The following is a 16,850-nucleotide window of genomic DNA, read 5'->3' on the forward strand; positions in this document are numbered from 1 at the left end:
CTTAAACCACTCCCGCCAACCCTTCTGACCGAACCCGATGAATAAGCCGGGCTAGTGGCCAATGCCCTGCTGCCCGCGATCCGAGACGTTTTGGGCGATGCTGCAACCGACGAAGTGCTCGGTGCATGGGGTGAGGCCTATTGGGCGCTTGCGGACATCCTCATCGGCAAAGAAGAGGTTCTCTACGCTGAAACCGATGGCAACGGGCAGCCTGAGGCAATAAACCCTGCCTGAACAGATGGATAAAGTTACCGATTTGAGCCCTGAAACTGCGCCGCGATTGGTTTGGAGCCGCTACTACAGCACGTATGTAGCGGCTCCGCCCGGACCTGGCGCGCGTGAGCGGCTTATTGCGGTGGCAGGTGCCATAATCGGCATTGTGACTACGGGACTGTTGTGCGGCGTTCTGGCCGGTACCGGAGCTGCGCACCCTCTACTCGTGGCGCCGATGGGAGCCTCTGCGGTCCTGCTTTTCGCTGTGCCTGCAAGTCCGCTGGCACAGCCATGGTCGATCTTGGGCGGGAATGTCCTGTCGGCCTTGGTAGGCATCGCCGTTGCCCTTGCCGTTCCCAATACTACCGTTGCAGCGGGGCTTGGTGTCGGCCTTGCGATTGCGATCATGTCGCTGGCGCGCTGTCTGCATCCGCCAGGCGGCGCGGTCGCCTTGTCCGCCGTGCTCGGCGGGGCCGCCGGAAGCGCGCATCCGTTCATGTTCGCGCTTTATCCCGTGGGTTTGAACTCACTGCTGTTGATACTTGCTGGTCTGGCATTCCATCGCATGTCAGGCCACACCTATCCGCATCGAGTGATGCTGACCGAAAGCACCCACGGCACGCAGGATTCTGCGCCGCTCAGCAGGAGCGGGGTGAAGCCGAAAGACATTGATGCAGCGCTCGAAGGCTTTGGCGATACGCTCGATATCAATCGCGACGATCTTTTGCGAATCTTCGAATTGGCGGGCCTCAACGCGGCGGAGCGACAGGTCGAGCAGCTAAGCTGCAACGACATCATGTCACGCGACGTTATCACGATTGCGGCAACCGCACCGGTGGAGGAGGCGCATAGACTCCTGCGCGCAAGGCACCTGCGTGCGCTACCGGTAGAGAATGTCTCTGGCCAACTGGTCGGAGTGATCACATGGCCAGACCTCGATAAACAAGGGGCTTTTGCGTCGGAGATCATGGCACCGGCAGATACGGCGCATGTGTCCGCGCCAGCGGCGGAACTGCTCGCCCCTCTCGCCAATGGTCACGGTCACGAGGTCATGATCGTAGACGACAACATGCAGTTGCAAGGCATCGTTACCCAAACGGACATCATTGCCAGTCTGATAACAAAAGCGGTCACGCTCAATACAAAATGAGGGTTGTCACCTTTGGCTGCTGCTTCGGAGGCAGCCAAGCGTGACGCTCCACGGATACCCCGGCATGTCGGCCTTTAGGCTACAGCTTGGCTGTCAGACGCCGCGACCAGCTTATCGACCTTGGCGAGGAAAAAGCGCTCACTCCACAGATCAACCGATTTGAGATCGGCAGGACGCAGGAAGCGCTCGACATCCTTTGCCGCTTCCTTCCACTCGATCCGAGTGATTGTGCCAGAAAGCGCAGCCTTCAACCATGACATGTCGACGTGGAGCGACCCGTCACCGGCCCATGGCCCTGCCTGAACCAGCGCGTTTTGTAAGAGGATGAAATTGGGTTCGAGCCCGCGCGAAACATACCAAGAGAAGTCGAACCAGTCGCGACCTTTGAGGAATCCCCGGCATAGCAGGGCATGAATCTTCAGCGCGAAATTGGAAGCCAGATCCTGGTGGCGCACCTCATAATCGGCTGGAAAATCAAGATAGGTGGTCGCCTCGCCGGATCCTGCGGGAGGGTTCACATCAATTTCCAGCTTGATCTTGATCGCCTTGCGATGGCCGGTGCCTGCGAATGACAAGTCGAGCTGGCTGGCGATGGAATCGTCCTTGAGCAGCGCTTGGCGAATAGCCGTATCCATGCGCGGCTTGGGCTGAGCTTCCAGTGCCAGTCCGAACTGGCCGAACACCTCGGTCATCCCCTCGAGGTAAGGGGACCAGTCGAAGTCCATGTTCGGCACGCGCAGGAGAAAGTCCAAGTCCTCGGAAAAGCGTGGCAGGCCGAGCAGAATGCGCAGGCTGGTGCCGCCCTGAAACAGGGCGCAATCGAAGAAATCGGCGCGCCACAGCGCGTATAACGCAATCTCCTGGAGGATCTCCTTGAGCGCGTTTTCCTCTTCAAGCGCATTGGTGGCGCCATAGCGACCGAGCTTTTCTTTGATGATGTCAATCATGCAGCGATCCCCTGCTTTGAGCCCGTCTTGCCGTCAGAACCACATCTTCAAGCTCGGAAAGGAAGGCGTTCACTGCCTTGTGCTTGTAGACCGACTTCACTGCGGCAAAGTCCTTTTGCGTCAATGCCAGAAGCGCCTCATCATCGATCCGCATGCCACTGGTCAGCCAATCGAGGCCAGACCATTCCACCTTGCGCAGGGCGACAAGATCCATAAGGGCGCGCAGCGGCCTAGCGACAAAGGCGGTGAGCTTGTCGAAGGTCACGCGCTCGACGCCGCCAAGGAAGCGATAATCGGCAATGGCCAGCGGATGATATTTGAAGGAGCCGAATTCGGTGGCCGGAATCTCCAGCGTTTTACGCCCCGGCGTCACGCTGGCAGTGACAAGCACGGCCTCAGGAATCCAGCCATGGTAAGCCAGCGCGCTTTCAAAGGAAATATAGCTCCCGTGACGCAAAGCCTGCGCCACCGCGAAGGGATGCACAGGAGCGCTTCGGTGCGCCTTGGCAAGCGCATAAACCCCGCGCTTCAGGCGAATGAGTGACCCGTCCTTGAGGGCGCGGTTGACGAGGCCATAACGCCGCGCATCGCCTCCCCCCAGCAGTTCGCTGAGCTGGCGCTCATTGAAGATCCGATCGCGCAGCGCGCTTGCGGATACCTGTTGCGCTAGACTGGACATAAAATTCTCAATACTTCCTAATTATGAAAGTTTCAAGAATTTCTACATCTCCGCCTATGCGCACCGTTCAAGCTGCAATTGACACCCTCAGTATACTCCGCTTCGCCAACCTCAGGGTTGGCTGAGTGCGCCTGCGGCGACCAGTTGCGACGCGAGATCCCGGGAGGTCCGGGCCGCGCCCATCAGCGTCGCGGAGCCTACCCCAGTCCAGTCACCATAGCCGGCAAGCCACAGGCGCGGTTCCTTGATAGATCGTTGCCCATCGACCTCTATCCGCCCGTCAGGCTCGATTACGTCGAGCGACGTCAGATGATTGAGCGCGGCCCGAAAGCCGGTGCACCAGATGATGGCATCGACTGCCATTTCAGAGCCGTCGTCCCAGACGACGCCTATCGCACTAATTCGTTCGAAGGGGCGCACGGAGCCGAGATCGCCTCGGCCGCGTGCCTCCCTGACCGGCGGCACCATCACGATATCGCCAATGCCCCCGACCGGTGTCTCGCTCGGCCCTGCTTTCATCCGCGCGACGGCGCGTTCGAACAGAACGCGGCCATCGACATCGTCTGGCAGGAATACAGGGTCTTGGGTCGTAACCCAGAGCGCGCGAGCGACAGGTGCGACCTCGGCCATGATCTGCGCGCCGCTGTTTCCGCCGCCGACCACCAGCACCGTCTGACCGGCAAAGTCCTCAGGCCGCACATAGTGGGCCGAATGGACCTGCGCGCCCTGAAACAGGTCACGGCCCGGCATGTCGGGAATATAGGGTTGCGACCATGTGCCCGTTGCGCTGACCACAAGCCGTGCAGCCAATCGCTCTGAGGCGGTCTCGATTTCCAGATGATCACTGCCCCGCTGAACTCTCGTCACTCTGGCCGGTCGCCGAACAGGCAGGTGATAGCGTTCCTCGTACCGGGTCAGATAGCTCAGAACATCATCACGGGTTGGATAGCCGTCATGATTGGGCGGTGGCATCAGCCATCCGGGCAGTGAGCTGTATCCCGCGGGCGAAAACAGCCGCAACGATTCCCAGCCATGCCGCCAGGCACCGCCGGGACCATCTTCGGCATCGAGGATCAGGAAATCAGCCTTGGCGCGGTGTAGGTAGTAGCCCAGCGACAGCCCCATCTGGCCACCACCGATAATGACAATGTCGTGGGTCTCCACGCCCTCAGGCCTGGAGCCAGCGCTTGAGATCATCTTCCTTGGGCAAACCGCCAGCATGAACGACCTTGCCATCGATCACGATGCCCGGCGTTGAGGCAATGCCATACTTCGCCATCTCGGCGTAGTCGGTGATCTTTTCGATCGACGCCTCGATGCCAAGCGCGGCAGCAGCCGCCTTCACCATGTCTTCGGTCTTCTGGCATCGCTTGCAGCCGGGGCCGAGCACTTTGATGTCTTTCACGGGATTGATCCTTTTTAGGAGAACAGAGCGTTGAACAGGTAGCCCACACCAAGAATGCCGGTGCCAACTACGGCAACAAACACCGCGATCAGTTTGAGGCTGAGCACCTTGCGCAGGATGATCATTTCGGGAAGCGATAGCGCGATGACCGACATCATGAAGGCGAGCACCGTGCCCAGCGCCGCGCCTTTGCCCACCAGCGCCTCGATCACTGGGATGATTCCTGCGGCATTGGAATACATCGGGATGCCGAGAAGAACTGCGGCAGGCACCGACCACCAGCTATCCGCGCCCATGATGCTGGAAAGCAGTTCGGCGGGCACATAGCCATGGATGAAGGCACCGGCAGCGATCCCGGCAATGATCCAGTACCAGACCTTGCTGACGATCTCCTTGACCGCGTCCCAACCCGCTTCGAACCGGTCGACCCAGGTCAGATGTTCGTCTTCCAGATCGACTGCGCCCGCGCGGACTTCACGCACCCAGGGTTCGAGCCAGCCTTCCAGATGCAGGCGGCCAATGACCCAACCCGACACGATGGCAATGGACAGCCCGAAGGCGAGATAGGTCAGCGCCACTTTCCAGCCCACCAGCGCAAACAGCAGGCCAAGGGCAATCTCGTTCACCATCGGTGCGGCGATCAGGAACGAGAAGGTGACGCCGAGCGGCACGCCAGCAGACACGAATCCGACAAACAGCGGCACGGCCGAGCAGGAGCAGAATGGGGTGACAATACCGAGGTGCGCGGCGGCAATATTGCCCAGCCCTTCGCGCTTGCCCGCCAGCAGGGCACGCGTTCGTTCAGGCGAGAAGAAGGTGCGCACCACGCCCATCGCGAACACCACCAAGGTCAGCAGCATCAGCACTTTGGGCGTGTCGTAGAAGAAAAACTCGACCGACGAAGCAAGATGACTGCCGGGGGCAATCGGCAGTTGCGCGACCAGCCACCGCGCGAAGGGCAGTAGCTGGTTGTAGATGGCAAACCAGGCGGCCACGAAGATGGCGATCCCGACAAACCAAATCCCTTGCGACTTGCGGGCCTGACCCAAGCTTGCGGCAATGGTGTTCATATCAGGCAGCCTTTTTCTGGCATTGTGCAGGAGCAGGCACGGGCAGTGCGGAAAGGATGGCATCAACAATGGCCACCGTTGCCACCGGTAGATCGGGATTGCGGCGATAACGCACCCATTGCGCGTCGCGCCGGTCGGTCAGCAGGCCCGCCACTTTGAGCCGCGCCATATGCCGCGACATGCGTGACTGGGTAGCGCCCAGGCGCTCCATCAACTCACAGACACAATGCTCATCGCCGTCCCAGATGATTTGCAGGGCACGGAGGCGCGTTGGTTCTGACAGAGCAGTCAGCAGGTCATTGATGCGCAAAGCCATAAGAACTGCATATGCCGTAAACCGCATATGCGCTTTGACGCAGATCAACGCCGACGAATGGTTTGACGATTCTGGAAATGTCGATTGACTTAGTCTTTACGGGATCTATTTCCATCATTCTCGAAAGGTGGATTGGATGGACGATCTCAACGCACAGGTCTGGGCTGTCGATGCGCTTGGAGCCTTGGCGCACGAAACTCGGCTCTCGGTATTCCGCATGCTGGTCAAGGCTGGCCCCGAAGGCATGATCGCAGGCGCGATCGCCGAACATCAAAGCGTGCCGCCTTCCACCATGTCGCATCATCTTGCCACGCTGGAGCGCGCCGGGCTGGTCCAGTCGGAGCGCGAAAGCCGACTGATCCATTACCGCGCCGACTATCCGGGCATGCGCCGTCTGCTCCTGTTCCTGATGCAGGACTGCTGCCAGGGCGCGCCGGAAATGTGCGGCGATCTGATGGCAGATCTGGCCTGCAACCCATCCCAACCCCAAGACGCCTGAGGCTTCAAATGGCTGACAAGATCTACAACGTCCTGTTCCTGTGCACCGGCAACAGCGCCCGCTCTATCCTGGGCGAAGCGGTGATGAACAAGCTTGGCGCAGGCCGGTTCAAGGCCTGGAGCGCTGGCAGCCAGCCCAAGGGTGAGGTTCATCCCATGGCGCTCTCGGTGCTCAGCGGCATGGGCTATGACACCATCGGTATGTATTCGAAAAGCTGGAGTGAGTTTTCCAAGCCCGGTTCGCCGGAATTCGATTTCATCTTCACTGTTTGCGACAGCGCTGCAGGTGAGGCATGCCCGGTCTGGATCGGCCATCCGATGACCGCGCACTGGGGCATCGAGGACCCGGCATCTGTTGAGGGCGAAGGCCAGCGCGACGCCTTTCTGCAGGCCTTGCGCTACCTCACTAACCGTATCTCGCTGTTCCTGACATTGCCGCATGCCAGCATCGACGAGATGGCGATGAAGCAGAAGCTTAAGGAAATCGGCAAGGCCGAAGGTGCCAGCAGCGGAGCGAGCACATGATCGACATCGTGATCTACCATAACCCCGAATGCGGCACCTCGCGCAACACGCTGGCTATGATCCGCAATGCGGGCATCGAGCCGCACGTTGTCGAATACCTCAAGACACCGCCTTCGCGCACCTTGCTCGAAAGCCTGATCGAACGGGCCGGCATCGCCCCACGCGCGCTGCTGCGCGAAAAGGGCACGCCCTATGCGGAACTGGGCTTGGACAATCCCGATCTCACCGATGCGCAGTTGATTGACGCGATGATGGAGCATCCCATTCTGATCAACCGCCCATTGGTGGTTTCGCCGCTTGGCGTGAAGCTGTGCCGCCCTTCGGAAGAGGTTCTCGACCTCATTCCTGCCGCCCAGCGCGCTGCTTTCGCCAAGGAAGATGGCGAGCAGGTCATCGACGCCGCCGGCAATCGCGTCGTCAACTGAAGCAGGAACGACAATGACCGCCCAGCCTAAGCGCGAACGCCTGTCGTTCCTTGATCGCTATCTGACCTTGTGGATCTTCCTCGCCATGGCGCTGGGCGTCGCGCTGGGGTCGACGTTCGAGGGCCTGCCGAAGGCCATCGATAGCCTTTCGTGGGGCAGCACCAACATTCCCATCGCCATCGGCCTGATCCTGATGATGTATCCGCCGCTCGCGCGCGTGCGATATGAGGAATTGCCGCGTGTGTTCGAGGACAAGCGGGTGCTTGCGATCTCGCTGATCCAGAACTGGATCATCGGACCGGTGCTGATGTTTTCGCTGGCCGTGATATTCCTCAGTGACAAGCCGGAATACATGACCGGGCTGATCCTGATCGGCCTCGCGCGGTGCATCGCTATGGTCATCGTTTGGAACCAGCTCGCCAAGGGCGATAATCAATATGTCGCTGCCCTGGTCGCGTTCAACTCGATCTTCCAAATCCTGTTCTTCAGCGTCTACGCCTGGTTCTTCCTCGCCTTTCTGCCGCCGCTGTTCGGGCTGGAAGGCAGCGTCATCAACGTCAGTTTCTGGACGATTGCCCAAGCGGTGCTAATCTATCTCGGCATCCCGTTCCTTGCCGGATACCTGACCCGCAAATGGCTGGCGAAGGCCAAGGGCGATGAATGGTATGAGCGCACCTTTCTGCCGAAGATCGGACCGATCACGCTGGTCGCGCTGCTGTTCACCATCACCGCCATGTTCAGCCTCAAGGGCGGCGAGATTCTGACTCTCCCTGGCGACACCATCCGTATCGCCATCCCGCTGACGATCTATTTCGTGGTCCAGTTCTCGATCAGCTTCTTCATGGGCAAGCTGATCGCCAGTGACTATCCGCGCACGACGGCAGTGGCGTTCACGGCGGCGGGCAACAACTTCGAGCTGGCAATTGCTGTGGCCATTGCCGCCTTCGGGCTGGCTTCGCCGGTCGCCTTTGCGGCCGTGATCGGTCCGCTGGTCGAGGTGCCAGTGCTTATCTTGTTGGTCAATGTTGCCTTCTGGTTCGGACGACGCTGGTTCCCGGACAGCGTTCCGGTAGATACGCGGGGGTGAACATCGCTTCAGCTCCGGCGCTCGGTATCTTCATAGCTGCCGCCTTCTTCGAGATCGCGGGCTGCTTCGCCTTCTGGGCGTGGCTCAGACTGGGCAAATCGATCTGGTGGCTCGCGCCGGGGGCCACTTCGCTGGTGATCTTCGCGTGGTTGCTGACACTGGCACCAACCGATGCGGCGGGGCGCGCTTATGCCGTCTACGGCGGCGTCTATATCGCTGCGTCGCTGGTCTGGCTGTGGGTGGTCGAACGCCAGCAGCCTGACCGCTGGGATTTCATTGGAGCCGCAGTCTGCATTCTAGGCGCGGCCATCATCCTCTTTGCGCCGCGAACGGCGTGATGGAGTTCGTTTGAATATGTCCGAATATCCTCGTCTGCGCGCGCTCGCCGATCCTGATCTGCTTCCCGCACTGAAGCCCGAATACGCCCATCGCAATCCAGCGCTGGGCCTAGGCGAGCTAGATCCGCCACCACGCATCCTTCTACTCTACGGTTCGCTGCGCGAACGGTCCTATTCACGCCTCGTCGTCGAGGAGTCCGCCCGTCTCCTCCAGTTTTTTGGTTGCGAAACACGTATTTTCGATCCCTGCGATCTGCCTCTACCGGATCAGGTCAAGGATGACGATCACCCGGCAGTGGCCGAACTGCGCGCGCATTCGCTGTGGTCCGAGGCGCAGGTCTGGTGCAGCCCCGAACGTCATGGCCAAATCACCGGCATCATGAAGACGCAGATCGATCATCTTCCACTGGCCTATAAGGGGATGCGCCCCACGCAAGGCCGTGCGCTGGCGGTGATGCAGGTGAGTGCTGGGTCGCAAAGCTTCAACAGCGTCAACACCTTGCGCATTCTCGGGCGCTGGATGCGGATGTTCACCATTCCGAACCAGTCCTCAGTCGCCAAGGCCTATGAGAAATTTGACGATGCCGGGCGGATGAAACCGTCGAGTTACTATGAACGAATCGTGGACGTAATGGAGGAATTGGTTAGATTCACGGTCTTGCTCCGTCCTCACGCCGAGCAACTGGTCGACCGATATTCGGAGCGGGTCGAGACTGATCGGCCTGTCGCTACTGTAGAGGCGATCCTCGATTCTCTGGGCCAGCGGTAACGGCGCGCGTCGGGGCTGACAGCCTGACCCGCAGCAAGTAAGTCAAGTCGGTGACCGTATACCTTCTACTTGCCCTTGCGGCATTTTTTGCCGCTGCGATTTCCGGCGCTGCCGGGTTCGGCGGTGCGCTGCTGCTGTTGCCGATGCTGACCCACACGGTTGGTGTGACCGAAGCCGTACCCTTGCTGACAGTTGCGCAGCTCGTCGGCAATCTCGCCCGCGCTGGGTTCGCTTTTACGGAAATCCGCTGGCGGCCAGTGGGCATGTTCCTCGTCACCGCGATTCCGTTTGCTGCGCTTGGCGCCACGTCGTTCGTGGCCTTGCCAAAGCCCATGATCGTCCGGCTCGTCGGCGCGGCAATTCTGCTGTTCGTACTGGTCAAATCGCTCGGCTTGATCCGGATGCGAGCAGGGGGCGGCGTGTTGCTTGTCGGCGGGGCGGCGGTCGGATTTCTCTCAGGGCTGGTCGGGAGCGCGGGGCCACTAGGCGCGGCCGTGTTCCTGAGCCTCAACCTGCCGCCCGTTGCTTACGTGGCCAGCGAAGCCGTGACTGCCATCGCGATGCACGGTGTAAAGATGGCGATCTACGGCAGTCGCCTCGCGTTCAGCCCATCGTTCTGGCCGCTCGCTTTGCTGCTCGGCGGTGCCATGGTGCTGGGCACCTGGGCGGGCAAGCTACTGATCGAGCGCATGCCTGTCATTTGGTTCCGCCGAATCGTGACCGGACTGCTGGTGGTCATAGCCGCGCAGATGGTCGTCACAGGTTAGTGCATTCAGGTGGCGAAGGCGTTGGTTGCAGTGCCGCGGACCTTCCTATCAGGCTCGCGGAGCCATCGAGACTATTGCCGTCAGGCTGCTACTTGCATGTTCAATCCCGCTAGACGCGCTGCGCTATAATCTCTCTCGATCGACCACGGCGAATTTTGCCGATCTTAAACATTGGCATAAGGATGAGCATAGCGACGTCGTTGGCGCAAAAGCCTGGTGCAAGTGCTTCGAACTACGCTCCTCCCTGTTTTTCTATCCCCCACTACTTCGACGCTAAATCCTTGTTGAACTAGCCCCTTTTCTGCGTCTCTTACTCGTCCCCGTCGAGCCGGACGATCCTGTCCCGCTCCCGAAGCGGGGTATCCGATGGGCGCTGAGCCAGTCCGAATTGAAGCACGTTCACGCGGCGCACGCATGCTGCGCACGGCAATGGGCGTGTCGATCGCGACCTGGCTGGCTGACCCGCAAGTCATCGAGATCATGCTCAATCCTGATGGACGCCTCTGGGTCGACCGGTTGGGCATCGGACTGTCCGACAGCGGTGAACGCCTGACCGCAGCCGATGGTGAGCGCATCATCCGATTGGTTGCCCATCATGTGGGTGCCGAAGTTCACGGCGATGCACCGCGCGTGTCAGCGGAGCTGCCGGAAAGCGGAGAACGGTTTGAAGGCCTCCTGCCACCGGTGGTGGCGGCTCCCACCTTTGCCATCCGCAAGCCCGCCGTCGCGGTGTTTCTGCTCGAGGACTATGTCAGCGCAGGAATCATGTGCGCAGCTGAAGCCGACAGGCTTCGTTCGGGCGTTGCACAGCGGTTGAACATCCTTGTCGCCGGGGGCACTGGCACCGGCAAAACGACGCTCACGAACGCCCTGCTCGCCGAGGTCGCCAAGACCACAGACCGGGTGGTTCTCATCGAAGATACCCGCGAGCTCCAATGCCGCGCGCCAAACCTTGTGGCGATGCGAACCAAGGATGGCGTGGCCTCGCTCTCTGATCTGGTCCGCTCGAGCCTTCGACTTCGCCCTGACAGGATTCCGATTGGCGAAGTGCGCGGCGCCGAGGCGCTCGATCTCCTCAAGGCCTGGGGCACCGGCCACCCCGGCGGGATCGGGACGATCCACGCCGGAAGCGCCATCGGCGCCCTTCGGAGGATGGAGCAGCTGATCCAGGAAGCGGTCGTCACCGTCCCGCGCGCTCTGATTGCCGAGACCATCAACCTCATTGCCGTGCTGGTGCGTGACGGCACCGGGCGGCGTCTCGCCGAACTAGCCCGCGTCGACGGGCTCGACCCCGTCACCGGCGACTATCGCCTGATTTCCGCCACCCAAACCCAAGGAGACTCCCTATGATCCATGCCCTCCGGCGCCGCACCAATCGCGCTGCGCTCGCAGCTACCGCTGCCTTCGTGATGGTGGCCACTGCCACCCCGGCGCATGCCGGTGGTTCGTCGATGCCGTGGGAAGCCCCGCTGCAGTCGATCCTCGAGAGCATCGAGGGGCCGGTCGCCAAGATCGTTGCGGTGATCATCATCATCGTCACCGGCCTCAGCCTGGCCTTCGGCGACACGTCGGGCGGCTTTCGCCGCCTGATCCAGATCGTGTTCGGCCTGTCGATTGCCTTTGCCGCATCGAGCTTCTTCCTGAGCTTCTTCAGCTTCGGCGGCGGAGCACTGATCTGATGACATCGGCAGACGACATCCCCGGCTTCTATGCCCCGGTCCACCGCGCACTGGCCGAGCCGATCCTGCTCGGCGGTGCGCCGCGTGCACTCGCCATCGTCAATGGCACGCTGGCGGGCGCGATTGGCCTCGGTTTGCGGCTCTGGCTCGCTGGCCTTGCCATCTGGGCAATCGGTCATGTGCTTTCGGTCTGGGCTGCACGCCGCGATCCACAGTTTGTCGATGTCGCGCGCCGCCATCTCAAATATCCGACCTGGGTGCGGCCATGATGTCGCTTCAGGAATATCGGACCAAATCCGCCAGTCTCGCAGACTTCCTCCCCTGGGTCGCACTGGTGGGGCCGGGCGTGGTGCTCAACAAGGACGGATCATTCCAGCGGACAGCGCGCTTTCGCGGTCCCGATCTCGACAGTGCCACGCCCGCTGAACTCGTGGCCGTCACCTCCCGGCTCAACAATGCCCTGCGGCGGTTGGGCTCGGGATGGGCGGTTTTCGTCGAAGCGCAGCGCACCGCGGCGCAAGCCTATCCGCAGTCCCGCTTTCCCGATCCTGTGTCGGCACTGGTCGACAGGGAACGCCGCGAACAGTTTCGTGAGGAAGGCGCGCATTTCGAAAGCGGCTATTATCTGACTCTGCTGTGGATGCCGCCGCCCGAGGAAGCGGCGCGCGCCGAAGGCTGGCTCTACGAAGGCAAGGCGTCGACCGGGGTCGATCCCAAGGAACTCGTCAAATCCTTCGCCGATCGTACCGACCGCGTGCTGCATCTGGTTGAGGGTTTCATGCCCGAGGCAGCGTGGCTCGATGACGCCGCCACGCTGACCTATCTCCACAGCACGGTATCGACCAGGACGCAGCGCGTCCGCGTGCCCGAAACGCCGGTCTATCTCGACGCGCTGCTGGCCGATGAGCCGCTGACCGGCGGTCTCGAGCCCATGCTTGGCGCCCATCATTTGCGCACACTCACCATCACCGGCTTTCCGACGGCGACCTTTCCCGGGCTGCTTGATGAGCTCAACCGGCAGGCCTTCCCATACCGCTGGTCGACGCGGGCAATCATGCTCGACAAGACCGATGCCACCAAGCTGCTCGCGAAGATTCGGCGGCAATGGTTCGCCAAGCGCAAATCGGTTGCTGCCATCCTCAAGGAGGTGATGACCAACGAGCAGTCGGTGCTGATGGATTCGGACGCCTCGAACAAGGCGGCTGATGCCGACATGGCGCTGCAGGAACTCGGCGCAGATCATGCCGGCATTGCTTATGTCACTGCGACGGTCACGGTCTGGGACCGCGACCCGGCGCTGGCGGCGGAGAAACTAAGGCTGGTCGAAAAGGTCATCCAGGGCCGCGACTTCACCTGCACGATCGAAGGCATGAATGCGATCGAGGCATGGCTCGGATCGCTCCCCGGCCATGTCTACGCCAACGTCCGGCAGCCGCCCATTTCCACACTCAATCTCGCCCACCTGATCCCCCTGTCAGCGGTATGGGCGGGAGCGGAACGGGACGAGCATTTCGGTGACGCCCCCTTGCTTTACGGCAAGACCGAAGGCTCGACCCCGTTCCGCCTTTCCCTTCATGTCGGCGATGTGGGCCACAGTCTGATCGTCGGCCCGACAGGGGCAGGCAAATCCGTACTGCTGGCGCTGATGGCGCTGCAGTTCCGGCGCTACAAAGGCAGCCAGATCTTCGCCTTCGATTTTGGTGGATCGATCCGCGCTGCCGCGCTTGGCATGGGCGGTGACTGGCAGGATCTCGGCGGCGCGCTGTATGCCGAAGAAGGCGACAGCGCTGCCGTCGCCCTGCAGCCGCTTGCTCGGATCGACAACGCCGGCGAACGCGCCTGGGCCGCCGAATGGCTGGCGGCGATGCTGGCCGGCGAAGGCGTGGTGATTGACCCTGCTTCTAAAGAACATCTCTGGTCGGCCCTGACATCGCTTGCGTCCGCACCACCTGCCGAGCGTACACTCACCGGTCTCGCGGTCCTGCTGCAATCCCAGGAATTGAAGCAGGCCCTCGCCCCATATCTCATCGGCGGTCCATGGGGACGGCTGCTCGATGCTGAACAGGAACGTCTGGGTGAGGCGTCCGTGCAGGCCTTCGAAACCGAAGGTCTGATCGGCGCGTCATCGGCCGCAGCTGTGCTCGCCTATCTGTTCCACCGAATCGAGGGGCGGCTCGACGGCTCGCCGACCATGATCATCATCGATGAAGGCTGGCTCGTGCTCGACAGCCCGGCCTTCGCCGCGCAGCTACGCGAATGGCTGAAGACGCTGCGCAAGAAGAATGCGAGCGTCATCTTCGCGACCCAGAGCCTTGCCGACATCGAGACGTCGGCCATCGCGCCTGCCATCATCGAAAGCTGCCCGACGCGCATCTTTCTGCCCAACGAGCGCGCGGCCGAACCGCAGATCGCACGGGTCTATGAGCGGTTCGGCCTCAATGATCGCCAGATCGAAATCCTGAGCCGGGCTACCCCGAAACGCGATTACTACTGCCAGTCGCGGCGCGGCAACCGGCTGTTCGAGCTGGGCCTGGGCGATGTCGCACTCGCCTTCAGCGCCGCCTCTTCCAAAACCGATCAGATCCGCATCGCCGAGATTGTCGCAGCCCATGGCCGCGAAGGATTTGCAGCGGCCTGGCTCCAGAACCGCAGCCTCGGATGGGCGGCCGAGCTGCTTCCTCCCCCGCCGCCCGCACTAACGGACAAGGAAAACCGCCCATGAAAATGCCCTTCCTCCGCCGCGCTATCATGGCGACGGCGATCGCCACTTCGCTGGTATCAGGCACCATGATCGCCGCGCCAGCGCAGGCCCAGTTTGGCGGGATCGTCTATGATCCCAGCAACTACGCGCAGAACGTGCTGACCGCCGCCCGGACGCTGCAGCAGATCAACAATCAGATCCAGCAGATCCAGAACCAGGCGACCAGCCTCATCAACGAGGCCCGCAATCTTGCCAGTCTGCCGGTCTCGACGATCCAGACGCTGCAGCAACAGGTCGACCAGACCCGCCAGTTGCTGAACCAGGCCCAACGCATCGCGTATGACGTGACCGACGTGCAGCAGGTGTTCAACGGCCGTTACAAGGGGGCGGCACTGACCGGCGGGCAAGCCCAGATGGTCGCCAACGCCAATGCGCGCTGGCAGGACAGCGTCGGCGCCTTCGAAGATGCCATGAAGGTGCAGGCCGGGATCGTCGGCAATCTGGGTGCGACCCGCAGCTCGATCACGACATTGGTCGGTGCCAGCCAGTCAGCGACCGGGGCTTTGCAGGCGGCACAGGCCGGCAATCAGCTACTGGCTTTGCAAACCCAGCAACTGGCCGATCTGACCGCCGCCATTGCGGCGCAGGGCCGCGCGCAGTCGATCGAGGCCGCGCGCAATGCCGCGACCGAGGCCGAGGGCCGCGAGCGTTTCCGCCGCTTCCGGACCCGGAACTGACATGAGCCGGTCGGTCAAGCTGGCGGCAGCCGCTGCTTTTGGCGGATTGCTGATCGCGGTCGCGGTTGTTTCGGCAACGCGGCCGCCGGCTCGGCACGACACAACGACCTATGTCGCGGACGAGTCAGGATCTCCGAACCCTCACGCCGCAGAACTCAAGCGCTGCAGCACGATCACCATGCCGGAATCGGGATGCGATACGGTCTGGGAAGCTGAGCGCCGCCGATTTTTCCATGGAAGGGACCGGCAGCCATGAATGATACCGGCGTCATCGACCAGTTTCTGACGGTCTTCACCCAGTATATCGACAGCGGCTTCGGCCTGCTCGGCGGCGAGGTCGGCTTCCTGTCGACCACTCTCATCGTCATCGACGTGACCATAGCTGCCTTGTTCTGGGCCTGGGGCACCGATGAGGATGTGCTGCAGCGCCTGATCAAGAAGACGCTCTACATCGGCACTTTCGCCTTCATCATCGGCAACTTCTCGAATCTCGCTGGCATCATGCTCCAGAGCTTTGCCGGGCTTGGCCTGCAGGCCAGTGGCAGCGGCATGGCCATTGGCGATTTCATGCGCCCCGGCGTTGTGGCCGCGACCGGTCTTGATGCCGGGCAGCCACTGCTCGATGCGACCGCCGATCTTGTCGGGCCGGTGGGCCTATTCACCAATTTCGTGCAGATCCTGATCCTGCTGATTTCCTGGCTGATCGTCGTCATCGCCTTCTTCGTGCTGGCGATCCAGGTCTTCGTCACCATAATCGAGTTCAAGCTGGTGACGCTTGCAGGCTTCGTGCTGCTGCCGTTCGCCTTTTTCGGGCGCACCGCCTTCATGGCCGAGCGCGTCCTTGGCCACATCATTTCCTCCGGCATCAAAGTGCTCGTGTTGGCCGTCATCACTGGCATTGGCACGACCCTGTTCTCGCAATTCATCAACGCCGGGATCGGGGTTGAGCCAGACATCCAGCAGGTGATGGCGATTGCGCTTGCTGCCCTGACCTTGCTCGGCCTCGGTATCTTTGGTCCCAGCATCGCCAACGGCATTGTCTCGGGCGGCCCGCAGCTCGGCGCAGGCGCGGCAGCAGGTACGGCGATCGCCGCTGGCGCGACGATTGCGGGCGGTATCGCAGGTGCCAAGCTCGCCGCAGGTGCCGCTGGCTCGGCTATGGCGGGCACGGCCACGAGCGGTGCCCGCGCGGCAGGCGGCGCGTCGGGTGCCTATGCAGCCGGAGCCGCTGGCAAAACCGGACGGGCTGCGGCTGCTTCGGGTCTCGCCAACGTCGCAAAATCAGCCGCAAGCAGCGCGGCGTCACCGCTTCGCCGGGCCGCGGACAGCCTCAAAGCGAACTATGCCGCTGGCAAGGCCGGGACGCCCACCAATGCGGCAGCGACCGGCGCCGCCGATGGCCCTCCTGCATGGGCCACCGCGATGAGGCGGCGTCAGGCGATGACGCAGGGCGCCAACATGGCCTCGCATACCCTCAAGGGCGGCGACAGCCACGGCGGCGGCTCTGGCCCCGACATCTCCGACAAAAGCTGAAACTTCCGAAA

21 protein-coding genes and 1 pseudogene are annotated in these 16,850 nt (G+C 61.8%); 16 read left to right on the forward strand and 6 right to left on the reverse strand.

Annotated features, from left to right (window positions below; all coding sequences use genetic code 11):
* Positions 1-54 precede the first annotated feature (54 nt).
* Both AX672_RS14970 and AX672_RS14975 read left to right on the forward strand, forming a co-directional pair.
* Positions 55-234, forward strand: a pseudogene (locus AX672_RS14970) (globin domain-containing protein); the annotation flags it as partial.
* A gap of 4 nt (positions 235-238) precedes the next feature.
* Complete coding sequence (locus AX672_RS14975) at positions 239-1,363, forward strand: HPP family protein (protein WP_066652616.1); 1,125 nt, start codon at positions 239-241, stop codon at positions 1,361-1,363.
* A 74-nt stretch (positions 1,364-1,437) separates the two neighbouring features.
* Here AX672_RS14975 and AX672_RS14980 read toward each other — a convergent pair whose 3' ends face one another.
* The 6 genes from AX672_RS14980 to AX672_RS15005 all read right to left on the reverse strand — a co-directional run bounded on the left by AX672_RS14980 (position 1,438) and on the right by AX672_RS15005 (position 5,780).
* Positions 1,438-2,310, reverse strand: a complete 873-nt coding sequence (locus AX672_RS14980) for a nucleotidyl transferase AbiEii/AbiGii toxin family protein (RefSeq protein ID WP_066652617.1) — start codon at positions 2,308-2,310, stop codon at positions 1,438-1,440.
* On the reverse strand, positions 2,303-2,989 hold the full coding sequence (locus tag AX672_RS14985) for a type IV toxin-antitoxin system AbiEi family antitoxin domain-containing protein (protein ID WP_066652619.1): 687 nt from the start codon (positions 2,987-2,989) through the stop codon (positions 2,303-2,305). Before AX672_RS14985 ends, AX672_RS14980 begins: the two co-directional genes overlap by 8 nt.
* A 111-nt stretch (positions 2,990-3,100) precedes the next feature.
* On the reverse strand, positions 3,101-4,153 hold the full coding sequence (locus tag AX672_RS14990) for an ArsO family NAD(P)H-dependent flavin-containing monooxygenase (protein ID WP_231731384.1): 1,053 nt from the start codon (positions 4,151-4,153) through the stop codon (positions 3,101-3,103).
* A 4-nt stretch (positions 4,154-4,157) separates the two neighbouring features.
* The gene (locus AX672_RS14995) at positions 4,158-4,394 is read right to left on the reverse strand and encodes a thioredoxin family protein (RefSeq protein WP_066652621.1); all 237 of its coding nucleotides are present in this window, start codon (positions 4,392-4,394) and stop codon (positions 4,158-4,160) included.
* 14 nt (positions 4,395-4,408) lie between these two features.
* Positions 4,409-5,464 carry a permease gene (locus AX672_RS15000; protein WP_066652623.1) on the reverse strand — a complete coding sequence of 352 codons (1,056 nt, stop codon included), beginning with the start codon at positions 5,462-5,464 and terminating at the stop codon, positions 4,409-4,411.
* A 1-nt stretch (position 5,465) separates the two neighbouring features.
* Positions 5,466-5,780, reverse strand: coding sequence for an ArsR/SmtB family transcription factor (locus AX672_RS15005; protein WP_066652663.1), 315 nt, complete (start codon positions 5,778-5,780; stop codon positions 5,466-5,468).
* 136 nt (positions 5,781-5,916) lie between these two features.
* On the opposite strand from AX672_RS15005, the gene AX672_RS15010 reads away from it, so the two are divergent.
* From AX672_RS15010 to trbL, 14 genes are all read left to right on the forward strand, one after another.
* Positions 5,917-6,279, forward strand: coding sequence for an ArsR/SmtB family transcription factor (locus AX672_RS15010; protein ID WP_006952181.1), 363 nt, complete (start codon positions 5,917-5,919; stop codon positions 6,277-6,279).
* 8 nt (positions 6,280-6,287) lie between these two features.
* Entirely contained in the window at positions 6,288-6,803 is a 516-nt protein-coding gene (locus AX672_RS15015; RefSeq protein ID WP_066652625.1) for an arsenate reductase ArsC, read from the forward strand.
* The gene (gene arsC, locus AX672_RS15020) at positions 6,800-7,228 is read left to right on the forward strand and encodes an arsenate reductase (glutaredoxin) (protein ID WP_066652626.1); all 429 of its coding nucleotides are present in this window, start codon (positions 6,800-6,802) and stop codon (positions 7,226-7,228) included. The genes AX672_RS15015 and arsC overlap by 4 nt, the downstream gene beginning before the upstream one ends.
* A 13-nt stretch (positions 7,229-7,241) precedes the next feature.
* Positions 7,242-8,315, forward strand: coding sequence for an ACR3 family arsenite efflux transporter (gene arsB / locus AX672_RS15025; protein ID WP_066652627.1), 1,074 nt, complete (start codon positions 7,242-7,244; stop codon positions 8,313-8,315).
* Positions 8,312-8,653 (forward strand): YnfA family protein, encoded by a 342-nt coding sequence (locus AX672_RS15030; protein ID WP_231731386.1) that lies wholly within the window; start codon positions 8,312-8,314, stop codon positions 8,651-8,653. The genes arsB and AX672_RS15030 overlap by 4 nt, the downstream gene beginning before the upstream one ends.
* A 16-nt stretch (positions 8,654-8,669) precedes the next feature.
* Complete coding sequence (gene arsH / locus AX672_RS15035) at positions 8,670-9,422, forward strand: arsenical resistance protein ArsH (RefSeq protein ID WP_066652629.1); 753 nt, start codon at positions 8,670-8,672, stop codon at positions 9,420-9,422.
* 50 nt (positions 9,423-9,472) lie between these two features.
* The gene (locus tag AX672_RS15040; RefSeq protein ID WP_066652631.1) at positions 9,473-10,189 is read left to right on the forward strand and encodes a sulfite exporter TauE/SafE family protein; all 717 of its coding nucleotides are present in this window, start codon (positions 9,473-9,475) and stop codon (positions 10,187-10,189) included.
* Between the two features lie 414 nt (positions 10,190-10,603).
* On the forward strand, positions 10,604-11,539 hold the full coding sequence (gene trbB, locus AX672_RS15045; RefSeq protein ID WP_372587591.1) for a P-type conjugative transfer ATPase TrbB: 936 nt from the start codon (positions 10,604-10,606) through the stop codon (positions 11,537-11,539).
* Complete coding sequence (locus tag AX672_RS15050; RefSeq protein ID WP_066652637.1) at positions 11,536-11,868, forward strand: TrbC/VirB2 family protein; 333 nt, start codon at positions 11,536-11,538, stop codon at positions 11,866-11,868. The genes trbB and AX672_RS15050 overlap by 4 nt, the downstream gene beginning before the upstream one ends.
* Positions 11,868-12,137: a VirB3 family type IV secretion system protein gene (locus AX672_RS15055; protein WP_006964035.1), complete on the forward strand. Its 270-nt coding sequence runs from the start codon at positions 11,868-11,870 to the stop codon at positions 12,135-12,137. The genes AX672_RS15050 and AX672_RS15055 overlap by 1 nt, the downstream gene beginning before the upstream one ends.
* Positions 12,134-14,590 carry a conjugal transfer protein TrbE gene (gene trbE, locus AX672_RS15060; protein ID WP_066652639.1) on the forward strand — a complete coding sequence of 819 codons (2,457 nt, stop codon included), beginning with the start codon at positions 12,134-12,136 and terminating at the stop codon, positions 14,588-14,590. Before AX672_RS15055 ends, trbE begins: the two co-directional genes overlap by 4 nt.
* Positions 14,587-15,306, forward strand: coding sequence for a P-type conjugative transfer protein TrbJ (gene trbJ, locus AX672_RS15065; RefSeq protein WP_066652640.1), 720 nt, complete (start codon positions 14,587-14,589; stop codon positions 15,304-15,306). The genes trbE and trbJ overlap by 4 nt, the downstream gene beginning before the upstream one ends.
* Position 15,307: 1 nt before the next feature.
* Positions 15,308-15,562: a putative entry exclusion protein TrbK-alt gene (gene trbK-alt, locus AX672_RS15070; RefSeq protein WP_066652642.1), complete on the forward strand. Its 255-nt coding sequence runs from the start codon at positions 15,308-15,310 to the stop codon at positions 15,560-15,562.
* Positions 15,559-16,839, forward strand: coding sequence for a P-type conjugative transfer protein TrbL (gene trbL, locus AX672_RS15075; RefSeq protein ID WP_066652643.1), 1,281 nt, complete (start codon positions 15,559-15,561; stop codon positions 16,837-16,839). The genes trbK-alt and trbL overlap by 4 nt, the downstream gene beginning before the upstream one ends.
* Positions 16,840-16,850: the final 11 nt, after the last annotated feature.

This window comes from Sphingomonas sp. CCH10-B3, from assembly GCF_001556185.1.
GTDB classification, from domain to species: domain Bacteria; phylum Pseudomonadota; class Alphaproteobacteria; order Sphingomonadales; family Sphingomonadaceae; genus Sphingomonas; species Sphingomonas aquatica.